The organism is Bradyrhizobium sp. cf659 (assembly GCF_900113725.1).
Lineage (GTDB): Bacteria > Pseudomonadota > Alphaproteobacteria > Rhizobiales > Xanthobacteraceae > Bradyrhizobium.
On the sequence record NZ_FOQJ01000004.1, the window covers coordinates 570,765 to 592,155 of the forward strand.

General features: G+C 64.7%; 23 protein-coding genes and 1 pseudogene. 12 read left to right on the forward strand and 12 right to left on the reverse strand.

Annotation, left to right across the window (positions count from 1 at the left end; genetic code table 11):
* Position 1: 1 nt before the first annotated feature.
* Together BM118_RS21675 and BM118_RS41540 are read left to right on the forward strand one after the other, a co-directional pair.
* Positions 2–1,381, forward strand: a complete 1,380-nt coding sequence (locus tag BM118_RS21675; RefSeq protein ID WP_092187498.1) for an O-antigen ligase family protein — start codon at positions 2–4, stop codon at positions 1,379–1,381.
* A 92-nt stretch (positions 1,382–1,473) separates the two neighbouring features.
* Positions 1,474–2,619: a GNAT family N-acetyltransferase gene (locus BM118_RS41540; RefSeq protein WP_177234537.1), complete on the forward strand. Its 1,146-nt coding sequence runs from the start codon at positions 1,474–1,476 to the stop codon at positions 2,617–2,619.
* Between the two features lie 20 nt (positions 2,620–2,639).
* Here BM118_RS41540 and BM118_RS21685 read toward each other — a convergent pair whose 3' ends face one another.
* The gene (locus BM118_RS21685) at positions 2,640–3,179 is read right to left on the reverse strand and encodes an RBBP9/YdeN family alpha/beta hydrolase (RefSeq protein WP_092187499.1); all 540 of its coding nucleotides are present in this window, start codon (positions 3,177–3,179) and stop codon (positions 2,640–2,642) included.
* A gap of 122 nt (positions 3,180–3,301) precedes the next feature.
* On the opposite strand from BM118_RS21685, the gene BM118_RS21690 reads away from it, so the two are divergent.
* Complete coding sequence (locus BM118_RS21690; RefSeq protein WP_092187500.1) at positions 3,302–3,778, forward strand: Lrp/AsnC family transcriptional regulator; 477 nt, start codon at positions 3,302–3,304, stop codon at positions 3,776–3,778.
* Between the two features lie 114 nt (positions 3,779–3,892).
* Entirely contained in the window at positions 3,893–4,777 is an 885-nt protein-coding gene (locus tag BM118_RS21695) for a protein-L-isoaspartate O-methyltransferase family protein (protein ID WP_177234538.1), read from the forward strand.
* Between the two features lie 278 nt (positions 4,778–5,055).
* Here BM118_RS21695 and wrbA read toward each other — a convergent pair whose 3' ends face one another.
* The 3 genes from wrbA to BM118_RS21710 form a co-directional block, all read right to left on the reverse strand.
* Entirely contained in the window at positions 5,056–5,655 is a 600-nt protein-coding gene (gene wrbA, locus BM118_RS21700; RefSeq protein ID WP_092187502.1) for an NAD(P)H:quinone oxidoreductase, read from the reverse strand.
* A gap of 142 nt (positions 5,656–5,797) precedes the next feature.
* Positions 5,798–6,496 (reverse strand): pirin family protein, encoded by a 699-nt coding sequence (locus BM118_RS21705; protein ID WP_092187503.1) that lies wholly within the window; start codon positions 6,494–6,496, stop codon positions 5,798–5,800.
* 50 nt (positions 6,497–6,546) lie between these two features.
* A complete protein-coding gene (locus tag BM118_RS21710; RefSeq protein WP_092187504.1) occupies positions 6,547–7,299 on the reverse strand; it encodes an SDR family NAD(P)-dependent oxidoreductase in 753 nt (250 codons plus the stop codon).
* 118 nt (positions 7,300–7,417) lie between these two features.
* Here BM118_RS21710 and BM118_RS21715 point away from each other — a divergent pair, with 118 nt between their 5' ends.
* Positions 7,418–8,353, forward strand: coding sequence for a LysR family transcriptional regulator (locus BM118_RS21715; protein ID WP_092187505.1), 936 nt, complete (start codon positions 7,418–7,420; stop codon positions 8,351–8,353).
* Here the strand turns inward: BM118_RS21715 and BM118_RS21720 are convergent, their stop codons facing one another.
* Positions 8,354–8,611 (reverse strand): hypothetical protein, encoded by a 258-nt coding sequence (locus BM118_RS21720; RefSeq protein WP_177234539.1) that lies wholly within the window; start codon positions 8,609–8,611, stop codon positions 8,354–8,356.
* 147 nt (positions 8,612–8,758) lie between these two features.
* Between BM118_RS21720 and BM118_RS21725 the strand changes: the two genes are divergently transcribed.
* Positions 8,759–9,745, forward strand: a complete 987-nt coding sequence (locus BM118_RS21725) for a Bug family tripartite tricarboxylate transporter substrate binding protein (RefSeq protein WP_092187507.1) — start codon at positions 8,759–8,761, stop codon at positions 9,743–9,745.
* A gap of 10 nt (positions 9,746–9,755) precedes the next feature.
* Here BM118_RS21725 and BM118_RS21730 read toward each other — a convergent pair whose 3' ends face one another.
* Positions 9,756–12,374, reverse strand: coding sequence for an autotransporter outer membrane beta-barrel domain-containing protein (locus BM118_RS21730; RefSeq protein ID WP_092187508.1), 2,619 nt, complete (start codon positions 12,372–12,374; stop codon positions 9,756–9,758).
* 285 nt (positions 12,375–12,659) lie between these two features.
* On the opposite strand from BM118_RS21730, the gene BM118_RS21735 reads away from it, so the two are divergent.
* Entirely contained in the window at positions 12,660–13,643 is a 984-nt protein-coding gene (locus BM118_RS21735; protein WP_092187509.1) for a helix-turn-helix transcriptional regulator, read from the forward strand.
* A gap of 213 nt (positions 13,644–13,856) precedes the next feature.
* Positions 13,857–14,213 (forward strand): hypothetical protein, encoded by a 357-nt coding sequence (locus BM118_RS21740; RefSeq protein ID WP_092187510.1) that lies wholly within the window; start codon positions 13,857–13,859, stop codon positions 14,211–14,213.
* A gap of 50 nt (positions 14,214–14,263) precedes the next feature.
* Here BM118_RS21740 and BM118_RS21745 read toward each other — a convergent pair whose 3' ends face one another.
* From BM118_RS21745 to BM118_RS21755, 3 genes are read right to left on the reverse strand one after another with little or no spacing between them, the layout of a single operon-like run.
* A complete protein-coding gene (locus BM118_RS21745; protein ID WP_092187511.1) occupies positions 14,264–15,094 on the reverse strand; it encodes an adenylate/guanylate cyclase domain-containing protein in 831 nt (276 codons plus the stop codon).
* Between the two features lie 55 nt (positions 15,095–15,149).
* A complete protein-coding gene (locus BM118_RS21750) occupies positions 15,150–15,617 on the reverse strand; it encodes a YbaK/EbsC family protein (RefSeq protein WP_092187512.1) in 468 nt (155 codons plus the stop codon).
* Positions 15,618–15,644: 27 nt separating this feature from the next.
* On the reverse strand, positions 15,645–16,376 hold the full coding sequence (locus tag BM118_RS21755; protein ID WP_092187513.1) for a haloacid dehalogenase type II: 732 nt from the start codon (positions 16,374–16,376) through the stop codon (positions 15,645–15,647).
* A gap of 534 nt (positions 16,377–16,910) precedes the next feature.
* On the opposite strand from BM118_RS21755, the gene BM118_RS21760 reads away from it, so the two are divergent.
* The 3 genes from BM118_RS21760 to BM118_RS21770 are packed head-to-tail and all read left to right on the forward strand — an operon-like array spanning position 16,911 to position 18,708.
* Positions 16,911–17,507, forward strand: a complete 597-nt coding sequence (locus BM118_RS21760; protein WP_092187514.1) for a superoxide dismutase — start codon at positions 16,911–16,913, stop codon at positions 17,505–17,507.
* Between the two features lie 14 nt (positions 17,508–17,521).
* The gene (locus BM118_RS21765) at positions 17,522–18,172 is read left to right on the forward strand and encodes a hypothetical protein (RefSeq protein ID WP_244550194.1); all 651 of its coding nucleotides are present in this window, start codon (positions 17,522–17,524) and stop codon (positions 18,170–18,172) included.
* Between the two features lie 38 nt (positions 18,173–18,210).
* Positions 18,211–18,708, forward strand: a complete 498-nt coding sequence (locus BM118_RS21770; protein WP_092187516.1) for a GlcG/HbpS family heme-binding protein — start codon at positions 18,211–18,213, stop codon at positions 18,706–18,708.
* 35 nt (positions 18,709–18,743) lie between these two features.
* On the opposite strand, the pseudogene BM118_RS21775 reads toward BM118_RS21770, so the two are convergent.
* Both BM118_RS21775 and BM118_RS21780 read right to left on the reverse strand, forming a co-directional pair.
* A pseudogene (locus BM118_RS21775) lies at positions 18,744–18,907 on the reverse strand (haloacid dehalogenase type II); the annotation flags it as partial.
* Between the two features lie 53 nt (positions 18,908–18,960).
* Positions 18,961–19,320 (reverse strand): winged helix-turn-helix transcriptional regulator, encoded by a 360-nt coding sequence (locus BM118_RS21780; RefSeq protein WP_092187598.1) that lies wholly within the window; start codon positions 19,318–19,320, stop codon positions 18,961–18,963.
* Positions 19,321–19,481: 161 nt separating this feature from the next.
* Here BM118_RS21780 and BM118_RS21785 point away from each other — a divergent pair, with 161 nt between their 5' ends.
* A complete protein-coding gene (locus BM118_RS21785) occupies positions 19,482–20,216 on the forward strand; it encodes an SDR family NAD(P)-dependent oxidoreductase (protein WP_177234540.1) in 735 nt (244 codons plus the stop codon).
* 74 nt (positions 20,217–20,290) lie between these two features.
* Here BM118_RS21785 and BM118_RS21790 read toward each other — a convergent pair whose 3' ends face one another.
* The gene (locus BM118_RS21790; protein WP_011090280.1) at positions 20,291–21,175 is read right to left on the reverse strand and encodes a 4-hydroxyphenyl-beta-ketoacyl-CoA hydrolase; all 885 of its coding nucleotides are present in this window, start codon (positions 21,173–21,175) and stop codon (positions 20,291–20,293) included.
* Positions 21,176–21,391: the final 216 nt, after the last annotated feature.

Here is a 21,391-nt window from a genome sequence, read left to right on the forward strand (position 1 = left end):
CATGGATCGCAGCGCCGCTGACATGACCGACGTCGAGGCCCGATCGTTCGGCCACGTCCTGCGCGATGGGCTCGCCGGCCTGAATGCCGTGCTGGCGGCGCGCTGCCTCGTGGCGGTTGCGGCCCTGCTCCTCGTGCTGGTGACGCTCGATCCGTTTCCCGATTTGCGCAATCCCGATGTTACCGCCGTCGTCGGCGGGCGAATGGCGCTCACCTATATTTCCTGGGGCCTGCTGGCTGCGGTCGCGGTGCCGTTCGTCGCCGTCACGGATGCGCCCGCGCTGAAGAGCCTGGTGACCCCGCTGCATCTCTGCCTCGTCGGCTGGCTGTTGATCAACATCGTCTTCTCTGAGAGCCGCGGCGTTTCGATGCAGCGCTTCGTGCTCGCGGCCAGCGTGACGTCGCTCGCCGTTCTGTTGCCATTGCTGCCGCCGACGCAGCGCAGCTTCAACCTGTGCCTCGGTGCCGCCGCGCTCGTGCTGCTGGCGCTGTGCTATCTCGGCGTCTTCCTCGCGCCGCAATATTCCATGCACACGACGCTCGATGTCACCGAGCCGCAGCTCGCCGGCGACTGGCGCGGCAGTTTCGGCCACAAGAACGTCGCATCGCCGGTGATGACCATCCTGGTCTATGTCGGCATCTACCTCTGCGCCGCCGGGTCGTTCGTGATGGGACCGACGATCGCCGCGCTGGCCGGCATCTTCCTGATCTTCACCGGCGGCAAGACGTCATCGGTGCTGTGCCTTGCGATCTACGCCCTCGCCTCGCTGGTCTGTGTCACACCAAGCCTGTGGCTGAAGCGGCTCATTTGCTTCGTGCCGCTGATCGTGATGAACCTGCTGACGGTCGGCAGTGCCGTGAGCCCGTCGCTCGGCGCCATGACTCGGCTGCTTCCCCTCGATCCCACTTTCACCGGCCGTTCCGACATCTGGGAGTTCGCGCTCGCAGCCGTCGCCGAAAAGCCGATCATTGGCCACGGCTATGCGGCCTTCTGGGACGACGTGACGGCGCGGCAGACCGCCCAGGGCGCCGAATGGGCGACGTCCGCTGCGCATAGCCACAACAGCTATCTCGACCTCGCGGTCACCATCGGCCTGCCGGGCTTGCTGCTCGTCATCCTCGTCTTCGTGCTCGCGCCGCTCCACAATTTCCAGTCGGCCCAGGCTCACAACCGCAGCGCTGCGCTGGTAAAACTGTTCCTGACCGTGTGGCTGTTCGGCCTGTATTACGGGACCACCGAGACCTTCCTGCTCGAACGGCAGAATCCGATCTGGTTCATGTTCGCGCTTGCCGTGGCCGGTCTGCACTTCCTGGCCAGGTTCCAGTGCGTCGAGCAAACGGAACCGCGCGCGGACAGCTTGTCGCAGTCGGGACCGTCGTAGTGGCATAGGCTTAACGATATGCCGCGACGTCACTTGTGGTCTGCGGCAAACATAATCTATCTGGAAACACTCAGTAACTGCATGACCCGCGGATGACGTTTCTCAGCGTCCAGCAACCAGATGATCGGGTGTCCAGCACGTCGGGAATCGCGGTCGATTTCGTGCGTGACTGGCGGCAGGCCGCATTGCGCCTGAATGCCGGCCATCGCACCGCCTTCCAGCACGGTTACTGGCTCGGCGCCTGGTACGATGCGTTTCACGATCTCGCGCCGCTGATCGCCGTGATCTCCGATGCCGCGACCGGCCAGGACATCGCGGTGGTGCCGATGACCAGCCATGTCAGGCGCGGCATCCGCGTCGTCGAGTTCGCCGACCTCGGCGTCTCCGACAACAACGCGCCGATCCTGGCGCTCGATGCCGCGCTGGATGCGGCGGCGATGGTTGCGATCGGCCAGGCGCTGGTCGACGCGTTGCGTGCCTTGCCCGACCGCTTCGACCTGCTGCGCCTGAGGAAGATGCCGGCGCATGTCGGCGGCAAGCCGAACCCGCTGGTGTCGCTCGGCCGTATCGGATCCAGCTCGCTGAACGGCAATCTCGTGCTGACGGGCGACAACTATGACGACTATCAGGCCTCGATCAAGCGCATGCAGATGCCGCGCTGCTGGCGCGTGTTCAGCCGTCATGCCGGCGCGCGCTTCGAGATCGCCGCGGACGCCACGCGCGCGCATGAGCTGCTGGACGTGATGGATGCCCAGCAGCAGGCGCGCATGCGCAAGCTCGGCTCGCGGTTCGTCCTCAACGACGACACTCACGCCCGATTCTATCGCGAGGTCGCTCGCCAGGGTGTTGCGGATGGTTATGCCGTCGTCTCGGCGCTGGTGTGCGACGAGAGTGTCGTTGCCACCACGCTCGGCGTCAGGCATGGTGCGACCTATTTCCTGCTGCGCATCAGCCACGCCGGCGATTCATGGTCGAGCTGCTCGCCGGGGCTGCTCGTCACCGAGCGCACCATGGCGGCGCTGCATGCCGAGGGCGTGCGCCGTTTCGATCTCAGCATCGGCAACCAGGACTACAAGCGCCGCTTCGGCGCCGAGCCGGTGCCGTTGACCGACGTCAGCGTCGCGCTGTCCTGGCGCGGCGCGCCTTACGCGTGGCGCGACCATGCCGCGCAGGGCCTGCGCCGCCACCCCAGGCTCGCCGCCGTCGCGGCGCGGGCGATAGGCAAGGGCACGCGCTGACAGCGCCCCCTTTTCGCTCATCATTTCGAAAGGCCTGCGCAGAAGGCATCCAGCAACGCGCGACCCTGCGGCCAGTCGCCGAGCCCGCTCGACGCATTGATGTGGCCGAGGGCGCCCGGCACGATCAAGCCGGACTGCCAGGCGCGCGCCCGTCGCTGGGTCACCTCGAGCTCGCCATAGGGATCATTCGTGCTGGCGATGATGAGCGAGGGAAAGCGTAGCGTGCGGTCCGGGACCGGCTTGAACGAGGCGGCTTCCGAGGGGAAATTGGCGCCGTCCGGATCGGGGACCGCGACCAGAAACGCACCCGCAATCGCGGATGGGAAGCGAGCGGCCCAGTGCGCCACCAGCAGGCAGGCAAGGCTGTGTGCAACCAGCACAGGCGGCTTCGCGCGGTGCCCGACCGCTCGCTCCAGGGATTGCTTCCAGTCATGGAGGTCGGGCTGGTCCCAGCTCGCCGGCTGAAATCGTGTGAAGCGTGCGTCGGAGCGCTCCCAGTGTGTCTGCCAATGGGTGCTTCCGGAGCCGCCGAGACCGGGCAACGAGATGATGTCGTGCATGATCGTCCCATGATATCTGAGGTGACGTCGCAGTGTGACCGATCGTGGTCCTGCATCACATGGCAAGTCATCGGCGGAATCGACGGTCCGCCGATGATCTCAAGGCGGAATGGAGAATTTTGTTGGATCGCTTCGGGAGCATCGATGCCAAGGACTTGAAGATCCTGGAGGCGCTGCAAGCCAATGCGCGCGTGCCGTTGTCCGAGCTTGGCCGTTCCGTAGGGCTGTCCCAGCCGGCCGTCTCCGAACGCGTCAAGCGGCTCGAGGAAGCCGGGATCATCGAAGGCTACGGCGCCCGCATCAACCCGCGCGCGCTCGGGCTCGGCCTGATGGCGCTGGTGCGCCTGCGCACCTCGCATGAGCACATCAAGACCTGCCTCAAACGGTTCAGCGAGATTCCCCACATTGTCGAAGTCCATCGCGTGACCGGCGATGACTGCTTCGTGCTGAAGGTGCTGGTTCCGGCGCCGGAAGATCTCGAGACGATCGTGGATCGCATTGCCGGCTTCGGTGCTGTCACGACCTCGCTGGTGCTGCGGAGCGAACCGGCGCGGCCGATCGGCAAAGACCTTATCAGGAAGAAAGCCGAGCGCGGTTGAGGCGCGGCCTGCGCGATCGACAGGTCACGACGCCGTCACAAAGCCCTTGATTGCGCAGAACTTCCGATTATCGCGTGCGTTGTGTTATCGTCGCCTCCATTTCCCGGAGGCGACATGGAAGATCGTTCGGCAAAATATCGCGCATTCTATGCGCAGTTGATCTGCGCCGCGGCGAAGGCCGCGGATCCCCGCATCGAGGAGGCCTTTCGGACCGTGAGGCGCGAGCCTTTCGCCGGGCCCGGGCCGTGGTCGATCGCTCTCGGTGGCCACCCCTATGTCGTGACGCCCGATGATGATCCCGCGTTCCTCTATCAGAACACGCTGCTGGCGCTCGACAGTGCGCGAGGCCTCAATATCGGGATGCCCGGTGCGCACGCCTATTGGCTCGGCGGCTGCGCCGTGAAGGAAGGCGAGACCGTGATCCAGATCGGCGCGGGTAGCGGCTATTACACCGCGATCCTGGCGCATCTCGTCGGCCCCGGCGGCCGCGTCCATGCCTATGAGATCGACGAACGTCTGGCAGGGCTCGCGCGCGAAAATCTCAAGGACATCGCCCATGCGGATGTGCGCGACCGTTCGGGCATCGCGTCCGATCTGCCCAAAGCCGACGTGATCTATGTCTGCGCGGGTGCGGCGCAGCCGGCTGCGGAATGGCTCGATGCGCTGCGGCCCGGCGGGCGGCTGGTGTTTCCGCTCGCGCCCGAAGGCATGCTCGGCGGCATGCTGATGATCACGCGCCCGGACGACGGCGCGGTCTGGCCGGCGAAATTCCTCAGCCGTGCCCAGTTCATCGGCTGCGCGGGATTGCAGGATGCGGACGCCGGCCGGCGATTGGCCGACGCGTTCGCGAGAGGATGGGAAAGCGTGCAGTCTTTGCGGAGAGAAGGCGCCCCCGACGAGACATGCTGGTTCGCCGGTGAGGGCTGGTGGCTGTCGACGGCGGCTGCACCTGTCCTTACAGATCCGACGCCGTCCCACGCCGACATCACGCAGGCCTAGCGGGTCACACGCGCCTTACGACCGCGTGCACCCGGCGCACTGAAAGCGGCCGCGCGAGGCGCGGAACAGGCTGCGGCAATACCAGCGGCGCGCCAGCGCCTGCGCGGGCTTGCGGATCATCTGTGCTATCAACAAGAGTTCGAAAGCCATTCGTATCGCTTTTGGTCAAATATCCTGCCCACAGAGATGGGGGCGGCATCCCCGAATGAGAATGCCGCCCGCGTCGCATCAGCCATGCAGTCGATCGTAAAGCTCAACTGCGAGGCTCAGCCGTGCAGCTAGCCGTGCAGCTTCCTGGCGGTCTCCGCGATCTGGCGCCCCTGATAGCGCGCGCCGGCGAACTCGTTGGCGCTGGGCTGGCGGCTGCCGTCACCGCCGGTGATCGTGGTGGCGCCGTAGGGCGCGCCGCCGGTGACCTCGTCGAGCTTCATCTGGCCGGCGAAGCCGTAGTTCATGCCGACCACGACCATGCCGAAATGCAGGAGGTTGGTGATGATCGAGAACAGCGTCGTCTCCTGGCCGCCATGCTGGGTCGCGCTGGAGGTGAAGGCGCCGCCGACCTTGCCGTGCAGCGCGCCCTTGGCCCAGAGCCCGCCGGCCTGGTCCAAAAAGTTCGCCATCTGCGAGGACATACGGCCGAAGCGCGTGCCGGTGCCGACGATGATCGCGTCGTAATTGGTGAGGTCCTCGATCTTGGCGATCGGCGCGGCCTGATCGACCTTGTAGTAGGAGGCTTTCGCGACCTCGGCCGGAACCAGCTCGGGCACGCGCTTGACGTCGACGGTGACGCCGGCTTCGCGCGCGCCTTCGGCAACGGCATTGGCCATCGCTTCGATATGGCCGTAGGCGGAATAATACAGGACGAGAACTTTGGTCATGGTGGTCTCCGTTGAATGATGAGTTGTTCTGTTCGCCGTCGTTGCCGGGCTTGACCCGGCAACCCGTCGCTCTTCAACGACTCTGGCGAAGGCGATGGATGCCCGGCTCAAGGCCGGGCATGACGAGTTCGTGTGTGGCGCTTTACGCCGCGTCGACGAGCACGAGCTCTGAATCCTCCAGGGCCGTGATCTTCAGCCTGCTCTCGTCGCGGATCGCGGCGCCGTCGCGGGCGTTGACGCGCACGCCGTTGATCTCGACTGAGCCCGCCGCGGGCACCAGATAAAGATGCCGCGACTTCTGCGGCTCGTACTCCGCGCTCTCGCCGGCCTTCAGCGTGGTGGCGAGCACCCGGGCATCGGCGCGGATCGGCAGCGCGTCCGTGTCGTCCTCGAAACCGCTCGCGATGGTGACGAGCTTGCCGGTGCGGTCTGCCTTCGGGAACGGCTTCGAGCCCCAGGTCGGCTGTCCGCCGCGCGACGTCGGCTCGATCCAGATCTGGAAGATCCGGGTCTTGCTCGGCTCGAGATTGTATTCGGAATGGCGGATGCCGCTGCCGGCGCTCATCACCTGCACGTCGCCCGCCTCGGTGCGTCCCTCGTTGCCGAGGCTGTCCTGATGGGTGATCGCGCCTTCGCGCACATAGGTGATGATTTCCATGTTGGCGTGGGGATGGGCGGGAAAACCGGTGTTCGGCGCGATCTCGTCGTCGTTCCACACCCGCAAGGCACCGTGGCCCATGTTGTCCGGGTCGTAATGGCTTGCGAAGGAGAAATGATGCTTGGCCTTGAGCCAGCCGTGATCGGCGCCGCCGAGCTTCGCGAAAGGTCTGAGTTCGATCATGTGCGTAATTCCTTTGCGTAATTCCTTGGGTTGAGCGGGTGGCGCCTTGATCAGGCGCCGAACCCGCCGTCGACGTTGAGCACGGTGCCGGTGACGAAGGAGGCTTCCGGGCTTGCGAGGAAGACCACGCCGGCGGCGACTTCCTCGGGGCGGCCGAAGCGCTGGAGCGCGTGCTGCTTGCGCTGGGCTTCGGCGAAGCCGCGGTCGTCGTCCGGGTTCATGTCGGTGTTGATCGAGCCGGGCTGCACGACGTTGACGGTGATGCCGCGGGGGCCGAGGTCGCGTGCCACGCCCTTGGTGTAGCCGACCACGGCCGCCTTGGTGGCGACGTAGTCGGCAAGGCCGGGGAACGAGGCGCGGTCGGCCAGCATCGAGCCGACCGTGACGATGCGGCCGCCTTCGCCCATCAACTGCGAGACGGCGCGGATCGCCGCGATCACGCCGTGCACGTTGACCGAATCCTGGCGGGCGAGGGCGTCGGTGTCGGCATTGGCATCGTCGATCGCACCGCCCGCGGCGACGCCGGCATTGTTGACGAGAATGTCGAGATGGCCGAATTCCTTCGCGACGTCATTGACGAGCTTCGTGACGTCCTTGGCGGAAGCCTGGTCGGCCTTGAAGGCACGGGCCTTGACGCCCCTTGCCTTCAGCTCGGTGACGACCGCTTCAGCCTTATCGGGCGAGGCGACATAGCTGATGGCGACATCCGCGCCTTCATCGGCGAGTGCGCGGGCGGAGGCCGCGCCGATGCCGCGCGAGCCGCCGGTGACGAGGGCAACCTTGCCTGAGAGCTTCTTGGTCATTGGATTTCTCCATTCCGTGGGTTTGCGATTGACCCTTGGATAAGCCTTCGCCTGTGGTATAAAAATAGAAACTGTTGAAACGCATTGTTTCCCTAAATAGCCTGATTGGACCGGCCCCATGGCAAAACTCCCCGATTTCGAGGCGCTCGCGGTTTTCGCAAAAGTCGTGGAATTACGGTCGTTTGCGGGCGCCGCGAGCGAGCTCGCGATGTCCAAGGCGACGGTGTCGAAGGCCGTCACCCGGCTGGAGGAGCGGCTCGGCGCACGGCTGTTCAACCGCACCTCGCGCCGGCTCGCGCTGACCGATGCCGGGCACAAGCTGGCCGAGCGCGCCACGCGTCTGCTGGCCGACGGCGAGGCGGCGGAGAACGAGGCGCTGGCGCAGTCGGTGGCGCCGCGCGGGCTGGTGCGGCTCGCCGTGCCCATGACGTTCGGGATCAAGGCGGTGGCGCCGCTGCTGCCGGAGTTCTTCGAGACCTATCCTGAAGTCTCGGTCGATCTGCATCTGAGCGATGCGACCATCGACCTGATCGGCGAGGGCTTCGACATGGCGGTGCGGATCGCGCGGCTGCCGGATTCCTCGCTGATCGCACGGCAGCTGTTCACCATGCCGCGGTTCACGGTGGCGGCGCCGTCCTACCTCAAGCGCCACGGCCGCCCGACGCATCCGATGCATCTGGCCGAGCACAAATGCTTCAGCTACGCCTATCTCTCGACGCCCAATGTCTGGCACTACACCAATTCCGCCGGCGAGCAGGCGAGCGTGCGCCCGGGCGGGCAGCTTCGCGTCAACAACGGCGAAGCGGTGATGCCGGCGCTGATCGCCGGCCTCGGCATCGCCGAGCTTCCCGAATTCATCGTCGGCGAGGCCATCTCCTCCGGCGAGGTCGAGGTGATCCTGAAGGACTGGAAGCAGGCCGAAGGCGCCGTGCACCTGGTGACGCCGCCCGGCGGCCCACGCCCCGCGCGCGTCGAAGCGCTCGGCGATTTTCTCGCGGCAAAGCTGCCGGGCACCTGCAAGCGGCGGACGCGCGGAAAATCCAGGGCGGTGTGACTACGACACCTTCACGCCGTTGCTTGCGACAATTCGCAAGTTCGGCCTCAGCGTCTCTTCCAGCTCCGATTTCAATTCGTGGACGCGCGGATCCGTCGAGTGTGCCGCGCAGACTGCGTATTGGTGGACCGATTGTGCCAATGCGCGCCGCGCTTCCGGGGTTCGCGTCACCTCGGGCTTTGACAGCCGCAGCACGATCGCAGCGAGATTCACCAGCATCTCGTCCAACGCGACGTCAATGGTCCGAAGATTGCGCATCACTCACTCCCTGGGAGGGCAACAGCGAGCGAAGGGATGTGTTCCGAGCCGGACCCGACATGGTTAACACTTCGTAAACGTCTTGTTCTTGCCGATCGCCACGCTAGGCTAGCTGCGAAACAAAGAAAATCGAGGGGAGGGACCATCATGGATCGACGCGATCTCTTGCGCGCGGTTGCGGCATTGCCGTTGTTGCGGGCTGCGTCACCGGATCAGGCGTTCGCGCAGAGCTATCCGGCCCGCAACATCACCATGATCGTGCCGTTTCCGGCCGGCGGCCAGGCCGATCTCGCCGCGCGCCCCGTGGCCATGGCGCTGGAGCGGATCCTCGGCAAGCCCGTGATCGTCGACAACCGCGCCGGAGGCGGAGGTGGATCGGTCGGCAATGCCGCGGCGGCGCGCGCCGAGCCTGACGGTTACACGCTGCTGATGACCCTTTCGTCGCTCGCGGTGCTGCCGGAGGCCGACCGGCTGTTCGACCGTCCCGTCGCCTATGAAGTCTCGCAGTTCATGCCGATCGCGCGCGTGCTCGCCGATCCGACGCTGCTCGCGGTGCCGGTCTCGGCGCCATGGAAGACCGCGCAGGATTTCATCGAGGACGCGAAGAAGCGGCCGGGCCAGATCACCTATGGCTCGTCCGGACCGTACGGCACGCTGCACGTGGCGATGGAGATGTTTGCGAACAGCGCCGGCATCAAGTTGCTGCATGTGCCGTTCCGCGGCGCGGGTCCCGCGCTCACCGCGTTGCTCAGCGGCACCGTGCAGGCAATCGCGGCCGCGCCCGGCACGCTGAAGCCGCAAGTCGACGACGGCAAGCTGCGCGTGCTCGGTAATTGCGGTGCGCGACGCATCGCGAGCTTCCCCGACGTGCCGACCTTCCAGGAACTCGGCTACAAGGATGTCGAGATGTACATCTGGGCCGGGCTGTTTGCACAGAGCTCTCTTCCTGCGCCGATCGCGACCCGGCTGCGCGAGGCCATGGCGCAGGTGATGACGAGTCCGGAGGTTCTCAAAACCTTCGAGGCCTCCGGCAGTCTCGTCGCCTATCAGGACGCGCCGGAGTTCTCGCGTTTCGTCGCCGACGACAGTGCGCGCCTGATCACGGCGGTGAAGAAGATCGGCCGGGTGGAGTAGGGGGCCCCGCTCAGAATTCGCTGCGGACCGTGCCCCGCAGGGTGTGCCGGTCGAGACCCGGTGCGAACGCGCCCTCGTAGGAGGCCTTGAACGAGGTCGCGGCCGTGAGATCCCACCGGATCTCGGCACCGGTGAGTGCCGCCGTGCGGGCCCGTTCGACGCCCGTGATCGCGAGCGGAATGCCCGGCGCGCCGTCGAAGGCCGCGGTCATGGATGGCGCATTGCCGGAAAACTCGTGGCGTACGGCAAGTGTCGCGCCGAACTGCGCCGCGCGACCGTTCGGCATCATGGTGTCGTAAAGCGCCCGCAGACCGGCCGTGCCATAGGCGGTGTCGAAGCCGCCGGCTTGCACCACCTGATTCACGCCGGGGGCGCCGGTCTCGGAAAAACCGTTCTGGCGCGTCGAATACCAGTCGGCCTTGGCGAACGGCTCGGCTGTTACCCCCCGTCCGACGTCGAACGGCCGCGCGATGCCGAGCGTGGCGGCAAAGGTGTGGGCATGCGAGGAGCCGGTCGCGGTTTCTCCCAGGAACAAGATCGTGCGCGAGGATTCGAGCGCCGCGAAGGAATAGCTGATCGCGGATGCGAGATTGAATCCGCCACTCTCGCCACGCGCGTAGAAGCCGCCATGACCGGCATTGGCCTCGATGCTGTCGGCGCGGCCCGCCGTCCGCAGCTTGCCGGTCGAGGCGCCGACCGCGAGACCTGCGGTGAGGCCCGCCGTGCGCCACAGATCGACGCCGAGCGCGGCACCGCCGACGCTTGCATTTGTCCCGAAGGCGATGTCGGTCGCCGCCACCTTGTCCCAATTGCCGTAGCCGCCAAACCATACGCTCTGCGCGGGCGCGGCGCGGCGCGCGCCGAGCGCCTTGCCGATCGGGTCGGCCGGCACCTCGGCGTAGGAGGACACCGACATGCGCAAGGTCTCGCCGCGCGATTGCGTGCCGGCGTTCCACATGAAGCCCTGGAACGCATCGGCCTGGTCCACGGTGAAGCGCCGTCCATCGGCGTGAATTTGTCCAGCGAGATCGTCGAGACCAGCCTTGATGCCCGGCGTATTGAGCGCGGCGAGCGTGTTGATGGCGGTGGCGAGCGGCCCGGATGCGCCGCCAAGCTGCGCCTGGTCCAGTGCGCCGGCCACCGCGGTCTGGTTCGGCGTCAGGCCCGACAGCGTGCCGAAGCCGCCGATCTGTTGCAGAAGGAAGTAGACGTTGTTGGCGTCGTAGCTGAGCTGCCCCGAAACCAGTGGGCTGCCCGAGGTCGTGAGCGTCGCGAACGTGCCGTTGACGCCGCCGGTCGCGGTGAGGATCGCGTATTGGGTGTTGGCGAGAAAGCCCGCGCCGAGCGGCACGATCTGCACCGTGCCGCCATTGAGGGTCGCAGTGCCCGTTGCCGCGATCCTGTCGGACTGGCCGGCGGCGTTGATCTCGACCTGAAAGGTCGAGCCGGCATTGAAGGCGACGTTGCCGCTGACGTTGAGGGTCCCGATCGAATTGCCGGGGGCGACCATGCCGCCATTGTTGACGACGATGCCGCCGACCGTGCCGGTGCCGCCGAGATAGCCGCCGTTGACAGTGACCACCGACGGCAAGGTGCCGTTCACGATCAGGCCGCCTGCGTCCACCGTCGTCGCGCCGTTGAAGACGGTGGTGCCGGTCAGCGTCCAGGTCGAGGCGCCAATCTTGGCGAGTTGCTCGAACTCGTCATATTGCAGGCCGGCGCCGAGAGTTCCGAGGTCGAACGTGGCGCTTCCGGTGCCGCCGAAATTCAGCATGTCGGTGCCGGCGCCGCCGCGCACAAACCCGGTGATCGTCGAGCCGGGGGCGAGGGTGAGCACGTCATCGCCCCCGAACAGGTTGATCGCTCCGCTGCCGCCGCCCGAGATGGTTCCGGAATTGAGGATAGTGTCGGTGCCGGAAGAGCCCTGGATGGCGATGAAGAAGCCGCCGGAGATCGTGCCGGCATTGATGAGGGTGTTGCCGCCGGCAATGAATTGCACGCCCGTATGGCCGCCACCGATGGATCCGCCCTGATAAACATTGACGACATTGGCGTTCGACGTCCCGCTTATTCGGAGTCCCGTCGTGTTTCCTCCGGTGCCGACTGCCGTCCCGCGAATGTTGACGAGATTATCGTTCGAATTGTCGATGACGATCGCCGCTTCGGCGTTGCCTGTGCCCTCAGCAATCGCACCGACCGCGATCGTGACGCTGTTGTTGTTCGAGCCGTTGGACAGGAGGACGGCTCCGCTATAGGTGGAGACCGTGGCCTGGTTATTTATGGTCACATTCGAATTCGACGTGCTGTCGTAAACGATCGCGGGAATTCCGGCGCCGGGCAGGAGCGATGTCAACGTCCCATCGCCGATATTGACCGTGACGTTGCTGCCGCCGGTGGCGTTGATGTGGTCGGTATTGCCGAGGCCGGTGCAGGTCGCAACGTCACCCGAATTGAGCGCGCCGATGACGCCGGTGCCGGCCACGGTGCAGGCTGCGAACGCCGGATCGGGTGCCAGCGAGAGCAGTCCCCCGAGCATGATCGGCGCCAGCGCTGTGGTGACGAGCAGCCTGTTGCGCAGGATGGTCGCCGTCACGGCGTCTTGCGCGCGGGCCCGTATTCCAATCGGCATCGACAATTCCCTTGTAGCAGTCTCCGAACTGCTAGCGGGAACGGCGCGGCGCTTCTTGGAGCCATGCGAAACGCATTATGGCTGAAGGCGCAAGGACGCCGGTTTGCGCCGGCCTGTTGCAGCGATGCCACGCACGGCCGGGCCGGCTGCGCGGCGCGTTGACGCACAAAATGGACAGAGGCGCAAATCTCGATGGCCTGGCGCGCAACCTCGTCTGCGGCGCGTTGCGCGCAGCCGCCAACGCGATATTGGTATTCCGCTACACCAGCCTGGAGACGCGCGCCTATGGCGGCCGACGACCAATCGATCCATGGCGCGCCGCGCCTCGGCTATGCCGGCGAGCCGCATGGACCGGCCTATGAGATGTGGCGGGAGGAATTTTGCCGCCGCGTGATGGCAGCCGATCTTGCGCCTTTGTCCGACGGCTCTTTTCAATGCGACGTCAAAGCGCTGATGTTGCCGCAGGCAACGATATCCTTCTGCAGCGGCACGCCGATCAGATTTATGACGCTCAACGCCAGCGACAATCTGGCATTGCTGATGGCGCCGGATTCGCCGTTGCGCGCGGTCATGGGCCGTCGCGCGCTCGAAATCGCGCCGCTGGGCGTCAGCCTCATCGACGCCTCCATCAAGGGCGCATTCGTCTCGCAGCTCGAGAAGGGCGGCAACAAGGCCGCCTTGTTCGACCGCAAGACGCTGCTGTCTTATTGCCCCGATGCCGAAGACAGCGTTGCGCGGCCGCTCGATCACAATCCCGCGCTCACTGCGCTGCTGCATCGATATTACGACTTCGCGGTTCAGCACGCCCCGGGACTCGATGCGTTGGCGCAGCACACCGTTTCGCAACACCTGATGGATTTGCTGGTGCTGGTGCTCGGCGGCAGGCGCGACGCTACCGAACTGGCGAAAGAGCGCGGCCTCGCCGCCGCCCGGCTGGAAGCCATCAAGGCCGACATTGTGGCGCGGCTCGGCGAAGGCAGCCTCACGCTCGCCGACCTCGCGCGGCGCCATCGTGCCAGCCCTCGCACCATTCAATTGCTGTTCGAGCGCAGCGGCATCACGTTCTCGGAGTTCGTGCTGGAGCAGCGGCTATTGCGGGCGGCACGGCTGTTGCGCGATCCCAGGCACCGGGCGGGCAAGGTCAGCGACATCGCCCATCTCTCCGGCTTCAACGACGTCTCGTATTTTCACCGGACATTTCGGCGGCGTTTCGGCATGACGCCGCTGGACGCGAAAGCGCGGCACGCGGAAACGGGCGACAAGCCGTAGTCGGAAGGACGTCTTTGGTCCGTCCTCGATCCCGTGGCGCAAACGGCGGCGCGGGAGGTTTCGTCGCGGCCGGCAGCGCGGCCAATCGCAGCGGTGAAGATCGGCAAAATCGAATAAGGTTCCAACGCCGCTTTCACATTTTTTTGTTGGTCCAGAACCAGCTCGCGTCTCATTGATTGATGAGAATTCGAGGGAATCGAGAAGGATCGGGACATGCGAACAGAGCGGATTGTGCTGGGTGTGGCCCTTGCGATCGGCGGCATCGTCGCGCAAGGCGCAGCATTCGCCGAAGAATATCGCGGCACCATGGAGCAGCAGATGGCCTGCACGCCCGATGTGTGGCGGCTGTGCAGCGACCAGATTCCCGACGTGAGCCGCATTACGGCTTGTTTGCAACAGAACACGCCACAGCTCTCCAGCGGCTGCCGTGCGGTGTTCCAGTCCAATAACCAGATGCAGCCGCAGCAGCCGGCCCCTCGCAATCGCGCTGCACCGCCGCCGCGCTATAACAGTGCGCCGCCGCCACCTCCGCAGGCGCAACCGCGTCCCTATTACGATGACGACGACTAGCGCTCCCTGGATGCAGCGGTAGGCGCGAAGATGCGGTCGTGCCGCCTCGTTCAGCGCTCTCCCTTGCGGTCCGATTCAGGTCGATCTCGAAGCACCGTCCGCAAGACGACAGCGAAGAGAATGGCTGCGACTGGCCAATGGAACCAGATCTTATGGCTCGTGAAAACATTGATCAGAATCAGAAAGGCCGAGACCGTGAGGGCTGCTGCAATCGGGCGGGGCAGCTTCGCGAGCCAATCCGACACGACTTGCGTCCACGAGGATGGCTCGTGCCTGTCGCCAGTCCGCGGAGCACGAGCTGCCTCTCGGGGAGTTGGGCGTTCCTCGATCGGGAAGCTCCCTTGCCCGGCGGTCCGGCCGCCCAAGGTCAACCGATAGCTGGTCAGGGGAGCAATGTTCTTCATGGGGCGCTGGCCGAGACAGTCGAAGCCAACGGATAATTTGTTGTGCACCTGATCGTAGACGGAGCTCGAGATCACGACGCCGCCGGGGTCTGCGAGTTCCTGCAGCCGCGACGCGATATTGACGCCGTCGCCATAGATGTCGGAGCCGTCCACCATCACATCGCCGAGGTTGATGCCGATGCGAAACCGCATCGGGTTCGCGTCAGGCGGGTCCGAATCCTGATTGGAAATTTCCTGCTGAATCTCGACCGCGCATTGCACGGCCTCGACGACGCTGGCGAACTCCGCGATCACGGCATCGCCCCAGGTATTCACGATGCGGCCGTCGTGACGCTCGACCAATCGCGCAATGGCCGTGCGGTAGCGGCGAAGCGTCTCCAGCGTTCCGGTCTCGTCTGCTTCCATGAGACGAGAATAGCCGTACACGTCAGCGCACAGCACGGTGGTCAGTCGTCGTTTCACCTTGTCGTCGGTCATGGTTCCTACATTAGCCTCCCTGACCGGCAAATGCATCAGGCGTCCCGCAGCGGCCTTACGGCCTGACCTCGCAGACATCGACCCATTCGGCCGCGGTCAGCTCGGCCATGCGATCGGGGGTGATGCGCACCGCGCTGTGGGTCGAGCCTGCGGCCGGCACCACCACGTCGAATGCCTTCAGCGATACGTCGCAATAGACCGGCAACGGTGATTTCAGTCCGAACGGGCAGACGCCGCCGACCTCGTGGCCGGTGATCTCCGCGACCTCTTCCAGCCCCAGCATCTTCGGCTTGCCGCCGAACTGCGCCTTCACCTTCTTGTTGTCCATCCGCGAGGTGCCGCTGGCGACGATCAGGATCACGCGCTCGCCGATCCGCAAGGACAGTGTCTTGGCGATCCGGCCGGGCTCGACGCCATAGGCTTCAGCGGCCAGCGTCACGGTCGCGGAGCTGATCGGGGATTCGATGACGGAGATGTCGGGGGCATTCTCGGCGAAGAAGGCGCGAACGGATTGCAGGCTCATTCCAGTCTCACGGGCGGGCGGCGATGCTTAGGCGATCCTTGGCAGCTCGGAGAGCGCGCGGACGCGGTGGTCCGGCGCAAGGCCAAGCTCGTCCATCTGGGTGCGGATCGCCTTGAACATCGTCAGCGGTGCCAGGAGTTCGGTCTCGACGCAAGCCAGTGCCATCGCCTCGGGCGTCACCCGTTCGATCCAGGCGACGTTCAATCCATACGACTTCGCGCCCGCGACGTCCCAGGGATTGGAGGAGACGAACAGGACCTCGTCAGGCGCGGTGGCGAGCACCTCGCCGATCAGCTCATAGGCCGCCGGGCTCGGCTTGAAGACCTTCCTGGCATCGACGCTGATGGTGGCATCGAGCAGGCGGTCGAGCCCGGAGTTGCGCACGAGCGCATCGAGCATCTCCGGGCTGCCATTGGAGAGAATGGCGAGCTTGCGCGGCTTCAGCGCCGCAAGCGCTGCTGCCGCGTCCGGATAGAGATCGAGATGCAGATATTTCTCGACGACGCGCTCGAACGCCTCGCGCTCGTAAGCGAGACCGAGCACGCGCAGCGTATAGGCCAGCGAGTCGCGCGTCACAGTGGCGAAATCCTGGTAGCGTCGCATCAGCGAGCGCAACCAGGTGTATTCAAGCTGCTTGATCCGCCAGACCTGCGTGATGATCTCGCCATAGCCCGGAAACGCATCCTCGGTGATGTCAGCGACCGACTGGATGTCGTAGAGCGTTCCGTAGGCGTCGAAGACGACGGCTTTGAGGGGCATTGGCTCGCTCCTTTTGGATCTTTGCGGAAGGCGTGCGGACAATACCGAAACGGCCCGGTGCGCGACAAGGTCGGAACCTTCTTCAAGAAATCGTCACCCCGTCGGCCTCGCGCAGCAGATTGACACTGCCGCCGGCAGGCGCTTAATTCGGGGCACGGGGATTTGCGATCTCCCCGCGAGGCGACATGCCCAAGTATCGCGTCCTGGTCATCAAGGACGCTGCATGTCTTCTTTCATCTCGATCTCATCACAGAAATTGTCCCGTCAATTGGTGCCGCCAGCGCGCCGGCCTTCGTCGATGTTCGTATCGACGAGGACCGCGCGGTCTATTTGCGCACGCGACAAGACGGCGAGCACCAAGCTAGCGAGCACACGGGGCACGTTGGGGACGACGATCAAGTGGAGGACTCCATGACCACGAATACCGACCGCCGAGACTTCATCCGGGGCGTGGGGGCCGCCGCCGCATCGACCGCACTACTCGCGGGGACGCAAGCCCTTGCGCAAGCCAATCAGCCAACAGGAGCCAGGCCAATGACATACCAGCCCAAGCCGATGCCGTTCGATCCGAAATCCATTGCCGGCATCTCGGAGAAGGTGCTCGTCAGTCACTACGAGAACAACTATGTCGGCGCCGTAAAGCGACTCAACGCAATCGGAACGCAACTCGCCGAGCTCGACTTCGCGAAAGCTCCGAACTTCGTCATCAACGGCCTGAAGCGCGAGGAACTCGTCGCGTCAAACTCGATGATCCTCCATGAAATCTATTTCGACGGGCTCGGCGGTGCCGGCAAGCCGAGCACACCACTTGCCGACGCGATCGCGCGCGATTTCGGCAGCATGGAGCGGTGGCGCGCGGAGTTCTCCGCCATGGGCAAGGCCGAAGGCGGTGGCTCCGGCTGGGTGATTCTTTCCTACTCGCCGCGCGACAAGCGGCTGGTCAATCAGTGGGCCGCCGACCACACGACGACGCTGGCCGGCGGACGCCCTGTGCTCGTGCTCGACATGTATGAGCACGCCTATCACATGGATTATGGCGCCGCGGCCGCGAAGTACGTCGACATCTACATGGAAGCGATCAAATGGGACAACGCTGCAGCACTGTACGATCAATACAGGCGGGAAGCTTAGACGTCGTGCAAGAAATGAGCGTAGCGCTCTTGGCGGCGGCGTTGTTCCTATTGTTGGTGGAAGGAAACGCGATGGCAGAAACTGTAAATTTTGACAGCGCAGCAACCGGCGCAGCGCCCGAAGGCTGGACTCTGACGATGACGGGTCGTGGCCGGCCCAAATGGACGGTCGAGGTGGAGTCGACGGCGCCAAGCAAGCCGAACGTCCTGAAACAATCCGGTCAGGCGACGTTTCCAGTGGCGCTCAGAAACGGCACCAGCATCCTGGACGGATTCGTCGAGGTCAAGTTCAAGGCGATCGCAGGCTCCGAGGATCGTGCGGCCGGTATTGTCTGGCGCGCAAAGGATGCCGACAATTACTATGTCGTGCGGGCCAACGCGCTTGAAGACAATGTCGTGCTCTACAAGACGATCAAGGGTGTTCGCAGCGCGCTCGATATCGTCGGCCGGAAAGGCGGCTATGGCGTCAAGGTATCGGTGCCATCAGGTCAATGGCATTCCCTGCGTTGCGAATTCGCGGGAAAGCTATTCAAGGTAACTTATGACGGCAAGCCGATGTTCGAGGTCGAGGACGAATCGATCAGGGACGCCGGCATGATCGGCTTGTGGACCAAGGCCGACAGTGTCACCGTATTCGACGACCTGACATACGGTGCGCTGAACTAGGTTAAAGTCGGCGTCGACCCGCTCACGCCGGAGAGACCATGTTCGCTCGAACTCTGCTTGCGGCCACCGTCCTGTTGATGCTCGCGCACCCGGCAATGGCGCAGGAGCCGCTCGCGACCTACAAATCCCTGAGCCCCGAGCTGGCGCTTGATCTGGCCCGGGCAGCGCTTGGCGATTGCCGATCACGCGGGTACCAGGTCGCCGTCGCGGTCGTCGATCGCTTCGGGGGGACGCAGGTGATCCTTCGTGACAGGTTCGCAGGCGCTCACACCGTTTCGACGGCCTCGGGCAAGGCGTGGACCGCAGCAACATTTCGTACCAGCACCACCGAACTGAATGCCGTCAGCCAACCTGGCATGATGCAGGCCGGTATCCGCAATCTCCCCGGCACGGTCATTATAGGTGGCGGCTTGATTGTCGAAGCGGGCGGCTCGCTGGTCGGAGCCGTCGGTGTGTCTGGGGCGCCTGGCGGTGACGCCGACGAAGCCTGCGCCAGGGCCGGAATCGACGCCATACGCGACAAGCTGGAATTTTAGGCCGCCTTGCCCGCCTCAACGACGAAAAGCCGCTAGCGCTGCATCAGCGAGCGCAACCAGGTGTATCGAGCTGTTTGATCCGCCAGACCTGCGTGATGATCTCGCCATAGCCCGGAAACGCGTCTTCGGTGGTCTCCGCGACCGACTGGATGTCATAGAGCGTTCCGTAGGCGTCGAAGACGACGGCTTTGAGGGGCATCGACCGTCCCTTTGAAACGTTGCGGGCGGGCGGACTATACCAAACCGGCCACCTTACCGTGCTTTGCTATTCCAGGCGTCCCGCTCAGCGAAGACCCGACAGACCTCCGCCATATGCTCCGTGCCCCAAGAGCAGAGCGGCACGAGGGCCTCGGCCAGGCTGCGGCCCAGCGGGGTGAGACTATAGTCCACCCGCGGGGGCACCTCCTTGTAATCGGTCCGCTTCACGAGACCATCGGCCTCCAGCTCCTTGAGCTGCTGGATCAGCATCTTGTCGCTGACGTCGCGCACGGCGCGCCGGAGCTTGCCGTAGCGGGTCGGTCCGTCCTGGGCGACGAAGTACAGGATCAGCGGCTTCCACTTGCCGGCGATGACCCGCAAGGTCGCGTCGAGGCCGCAAGTGAAACCGGGCAGGGTCGGGGTGCAATTCTGGGCCGGGGGTGACGTGTGCGTCGGCGGCCGGGTCGGGTCTGAACGATCTAGCGACATTTTTCTGGGTACTTACCAAAAGGTGCATACTTGTCGATAGGTGGGTAGGCCGCCAGCTCAGTGCAACCTCAATGAAGGAGCACATCATGAGCAGACTACAGGGCAAGACGGCAGTGGTGACGGGCGGCGGAACTGGCATTGGCCTCGGAGCCGCCAAACGGTTCGTCGACGAAGGAGCATTCGTCTACATCTTCGGGCGGCGGCAGGAGGCGCTCGACGCTGCTGTGGCGCAACTGGGGTCCTCGGCGCGCGCCGTAAGGGGCTCGGTTACGGATCTGTCCGACCTCGACCGGCTGTACGAGGTGGTTAGAGCCGAACGAGGCGGCCTCGACATTCTCTTCGCCAATGCCGGGACCGGGTCGTTTGCGCCGCTCGGCGAGATCACGCCGGAGCATTACGATCAGATCTTTGACGTCAACGTGAAAGGGCTGGTGTTCACGGTGCAGAAAGCCCTGCCGCTGATGACGAAGGGGGCGTCGATCATCCTGACAGGATCGAGCACGGGGGTGATGGGCACGCCGCAGTTCAGCGTCTACAGCGCGACCAAGGCCGCGATCCGCAACCTGGCGCGCAGCTGGGCGCAGGACCTGCGCGGCACGGGCATCCGCGTCAATGTGCTGTCTCCGGGGCCGACCAAGACGGAGCTGGTGCTGGAGGTTGTCGGCGAGGAAGCGTTCAATGCGCTCGGAAGCGCGACGCCCCTCGGGCGCGTGGGGGACCCGACCGAGACGGGGGCTGTGGCTGCGTTCCTGGCGTCCTCTGACAGCAGCTACATGACCGGCGGCGAGGTTTTCGTCGACGGAGGCCTGGCACAAGTCTGAGGTCTTGAGCGCCTGAGCGTGAGGGCTTCGGCAACCGGTCGAAGCCCTCGATGCGCTGCGGTGATGAGTACCGCCTAGATCCCCAGCAGCTTGCGCGCGTTGGCCTTCAGCACCTTCGGCCGGATCTCGTCGCGGATGTCGATCTTGGCGAAATCCGACAGCCAGCGGTCCGGCGTGATCACCGGCCAGTCCGAGCCGAACAGCATTTTATCCTGAAGGATCGAGTTGATGTAGCGCACCAGGATCGGCGGGAAGTATTTCGGCGACCATCCGGAGAGGTCGATGTAGACGTTCGGCTTGTGGGTCGCGACCGACAGCGCCTCCTCCTGCCAGGGGAAGGAGGGGTGGGCGAGGATGATCTTGAGGTCGGGGAAATCAGCCGCGACGTCGTCCATGTACATCGGGTTGGAATATTTCAGCCGCATGCCCATGCCGCCGGGCATTCCCGAGCCGACGCCGGTCTGGCCGGTGTGGAACAGTGCGATCGCGCCGCCATTGTTGATCTCTTCATAGAGCGGATAGGCCATGCGGTCGTTGGCATAGAAGCCCTGCATGGTCGGATGGAATTTGAAGCCGCGCACGCCGTACTCCTCGATCAGCTTGCGCGCCTCGCGGGCGCCCAGCTTGCCCTTGTGCGGGTCGATCGAGACGAACGGAATGAGGACGTCGAGATGGTCGGAGGCGACCTCCAGCATCTCGTAATTGTTGTAGCGGCGGAAACCGGTCTCGCGCTCGGCGTCGACCGGGAAGATCACGGCGGCGATGTTCTTGGAGCGGTAGTAGGCCGCGGTCTCCGGCACGGTCGGCGGATGCTTGTTCGGCGACTTGAAGTACTCCGCCATCTGCGCCTGGAAATCGTCATAGCCGTCGTCAGCGTGGCAGCCACAGGGCTCTTCGGCGTGGGTGTGGATGTCGATGGCGACGACATCGTCGATATTGGGCAGCTTCAGCTTCGGCATTGGTTTCCTCCCGACGGGTTGCCAAATTGATTATATGATATAACGAATTTGGCAAGGCGTCGCTGGAAGCAAAACCGCAGCCCGCAAAAGTCTTTGCTGCGCTTGGCCTCTGATGAGGCAGATCGGGCCGATCCGGCCGCTTCTACTGTGCATGGGGTTGTTTTCGCGAATTTGCCGGTTCGGAACCTGCCGGTTAACATTGACATGACCTCCCGC

Excerpts from the sequence above, each read along its gene's own strand:
- BM118_RS21765 (WP_244550194.1), top strand. The coding sequence starts at position 17,522 with ATGAGCGTAGCGCTCTTGGCGGCGGCGTTGTTCCTATTGTTGGTGGAA.
- BM118_RS21675 (WP_092187498.1), top strand. The coding sequence starts at position 2 with ATGGATCGCAGCGCCGCTGACATGACCGACGTCGAGGCCCGATCGTTC.
- BM118_RS21730 (WP_092187508.1), bottom strand. The coding sequence starts at position 12,374 with ATGCCGATTGGAATACGGGCCCGCGCGCAAGACGCCGTGACGGCGACC.
- BM118_RS21745 (WP_092187511.1), bottom strand. The coding sequence starts at position 15,094 with ATGACCGACGACAAGGTGAAACGACGACTGACCACCGTGCTGTGCGCT.
- BM118_RS21770 (WP_092187516.1), top strand. The coding sequence starts at position 18,211 with ATGTTCGCTCGAACTCTGCTTGCGGCCACCGTCCTGTTGATGCTCGCG.
- wrbA (WP_092187502.1), bottom strand. The coding sequence starts at position 5,655 with ATGACCAAAGTTCTCGTCCTGTATTATTCCGCCTACGGCCATATCGAA.
- BM118_RS21760 (WP_092187514.1), top strand. The coding sequence starts at position 16,911 with ATGACATACCAGCCCAAGCCGATGCCGTTCGATCCGAAATCCATTGCC.
- BM118_RS21735 (WP_092187509.1), top strand. The coding sequence starts at position 12,660 with ATGGCGGCCGACGACCAATCGATCCATGGCGCGCCGCGCCTCGGCTAT.
- BM118_RS21720 (WP_177234539.1), bottom strand. The coding sequence starts at position 8,611 with ATGCGCAATCTTCGGACCATTGACGTCGCGTTGGACGAGATGCTGGTG.
- BM118_RS21705 (WP_092187503.1), bottom strand. The coding sequence starts at position 6,496 with ATGATCGAACTCAGACCTTTCGCGAAGCTCGGCGGCGCCGATCACGGC.
- BM118_RS21710 (WP_092187504.1), bottom strand. The coding sequence starts at position 7,299 with ATGACCAAGAAGCTCTCAGGCAAGGTTGCCCTCGTCACCGGCGGCTCG.
- BM118_RS41540 (WP_177234537.1), top strand. The coding sequence starts at position 1,474 with ATGACGTTTCTCAGCGTCCAGCAACCAGATGATCGGGTGTCCAGCACG.
- BM118_RS21685 (WP_092187499.1), bottom strand. The coding sequence starts at position 3,179 with ATGCACGACATCATCTCGTTGCCCGGTCTCGGCGGCTCCGGAAGCACC.
- BM118_RS21695 (WP_177234538.1), top strand. The coding sequence starts at position 3,893 with ATGGAAGATCGTTCGGCAAAATATCGCGCATTCTATGCGCAGTTGATC.
- BM118_RS21715 (WP_092187505.1), top strand. The coding sequence starts at position 7,418 with ATGGCAAAACTCCCCGATTTCGAGGCGCTCGCGGTTTTCGCAAAAGTC.
- BM118_RS21755 (WP_092187513.1), bottom strand. The coding sequence starts at position 16,376 with ATGCCCCTCAAAGCCGTCGTCTTCGACGCCTACGGAACGCTCTACGAC.
- BM118_RS21790 (WP_011090280.1), bottom strand. The coding sequence starts at position 21,175 with ATGCCGAAGCTGAAGCTGCCCAATATCGACGATGTCGTCGCCATCGAC.
- BM118_RS21725 (WP_092187507.1), top strand. The coding sequence starts at position 8,759 with ATGGATCGACGCGATCTCTTGCGCGCGGTTGCGGCATTGCCGTTGTTG.
- BM118_RS21785 (WP_177234540.1), top strand. The coding sequence starts at position 19,482 with ATGAGCAGACTACAGGGCAAGACGGCAGTGGTGACGGGCGGCGGAACT.
- BM118_RS21740 (WP_092187510.1), top strand. The coding sequence starts at position 13,857 with ATGCGAACAGAGCGGATTGTGCTGGGTGTGGCCCTTGCGATCGGCGGC.
- BM118_RS21750 (WP_092187512.1), bottom strand. The coding sequence starts at position 15,617 with ATGAGCCTGCAATCCGTTCGCGCCTTCTTCGCCGAGAATGCCCCCGAC.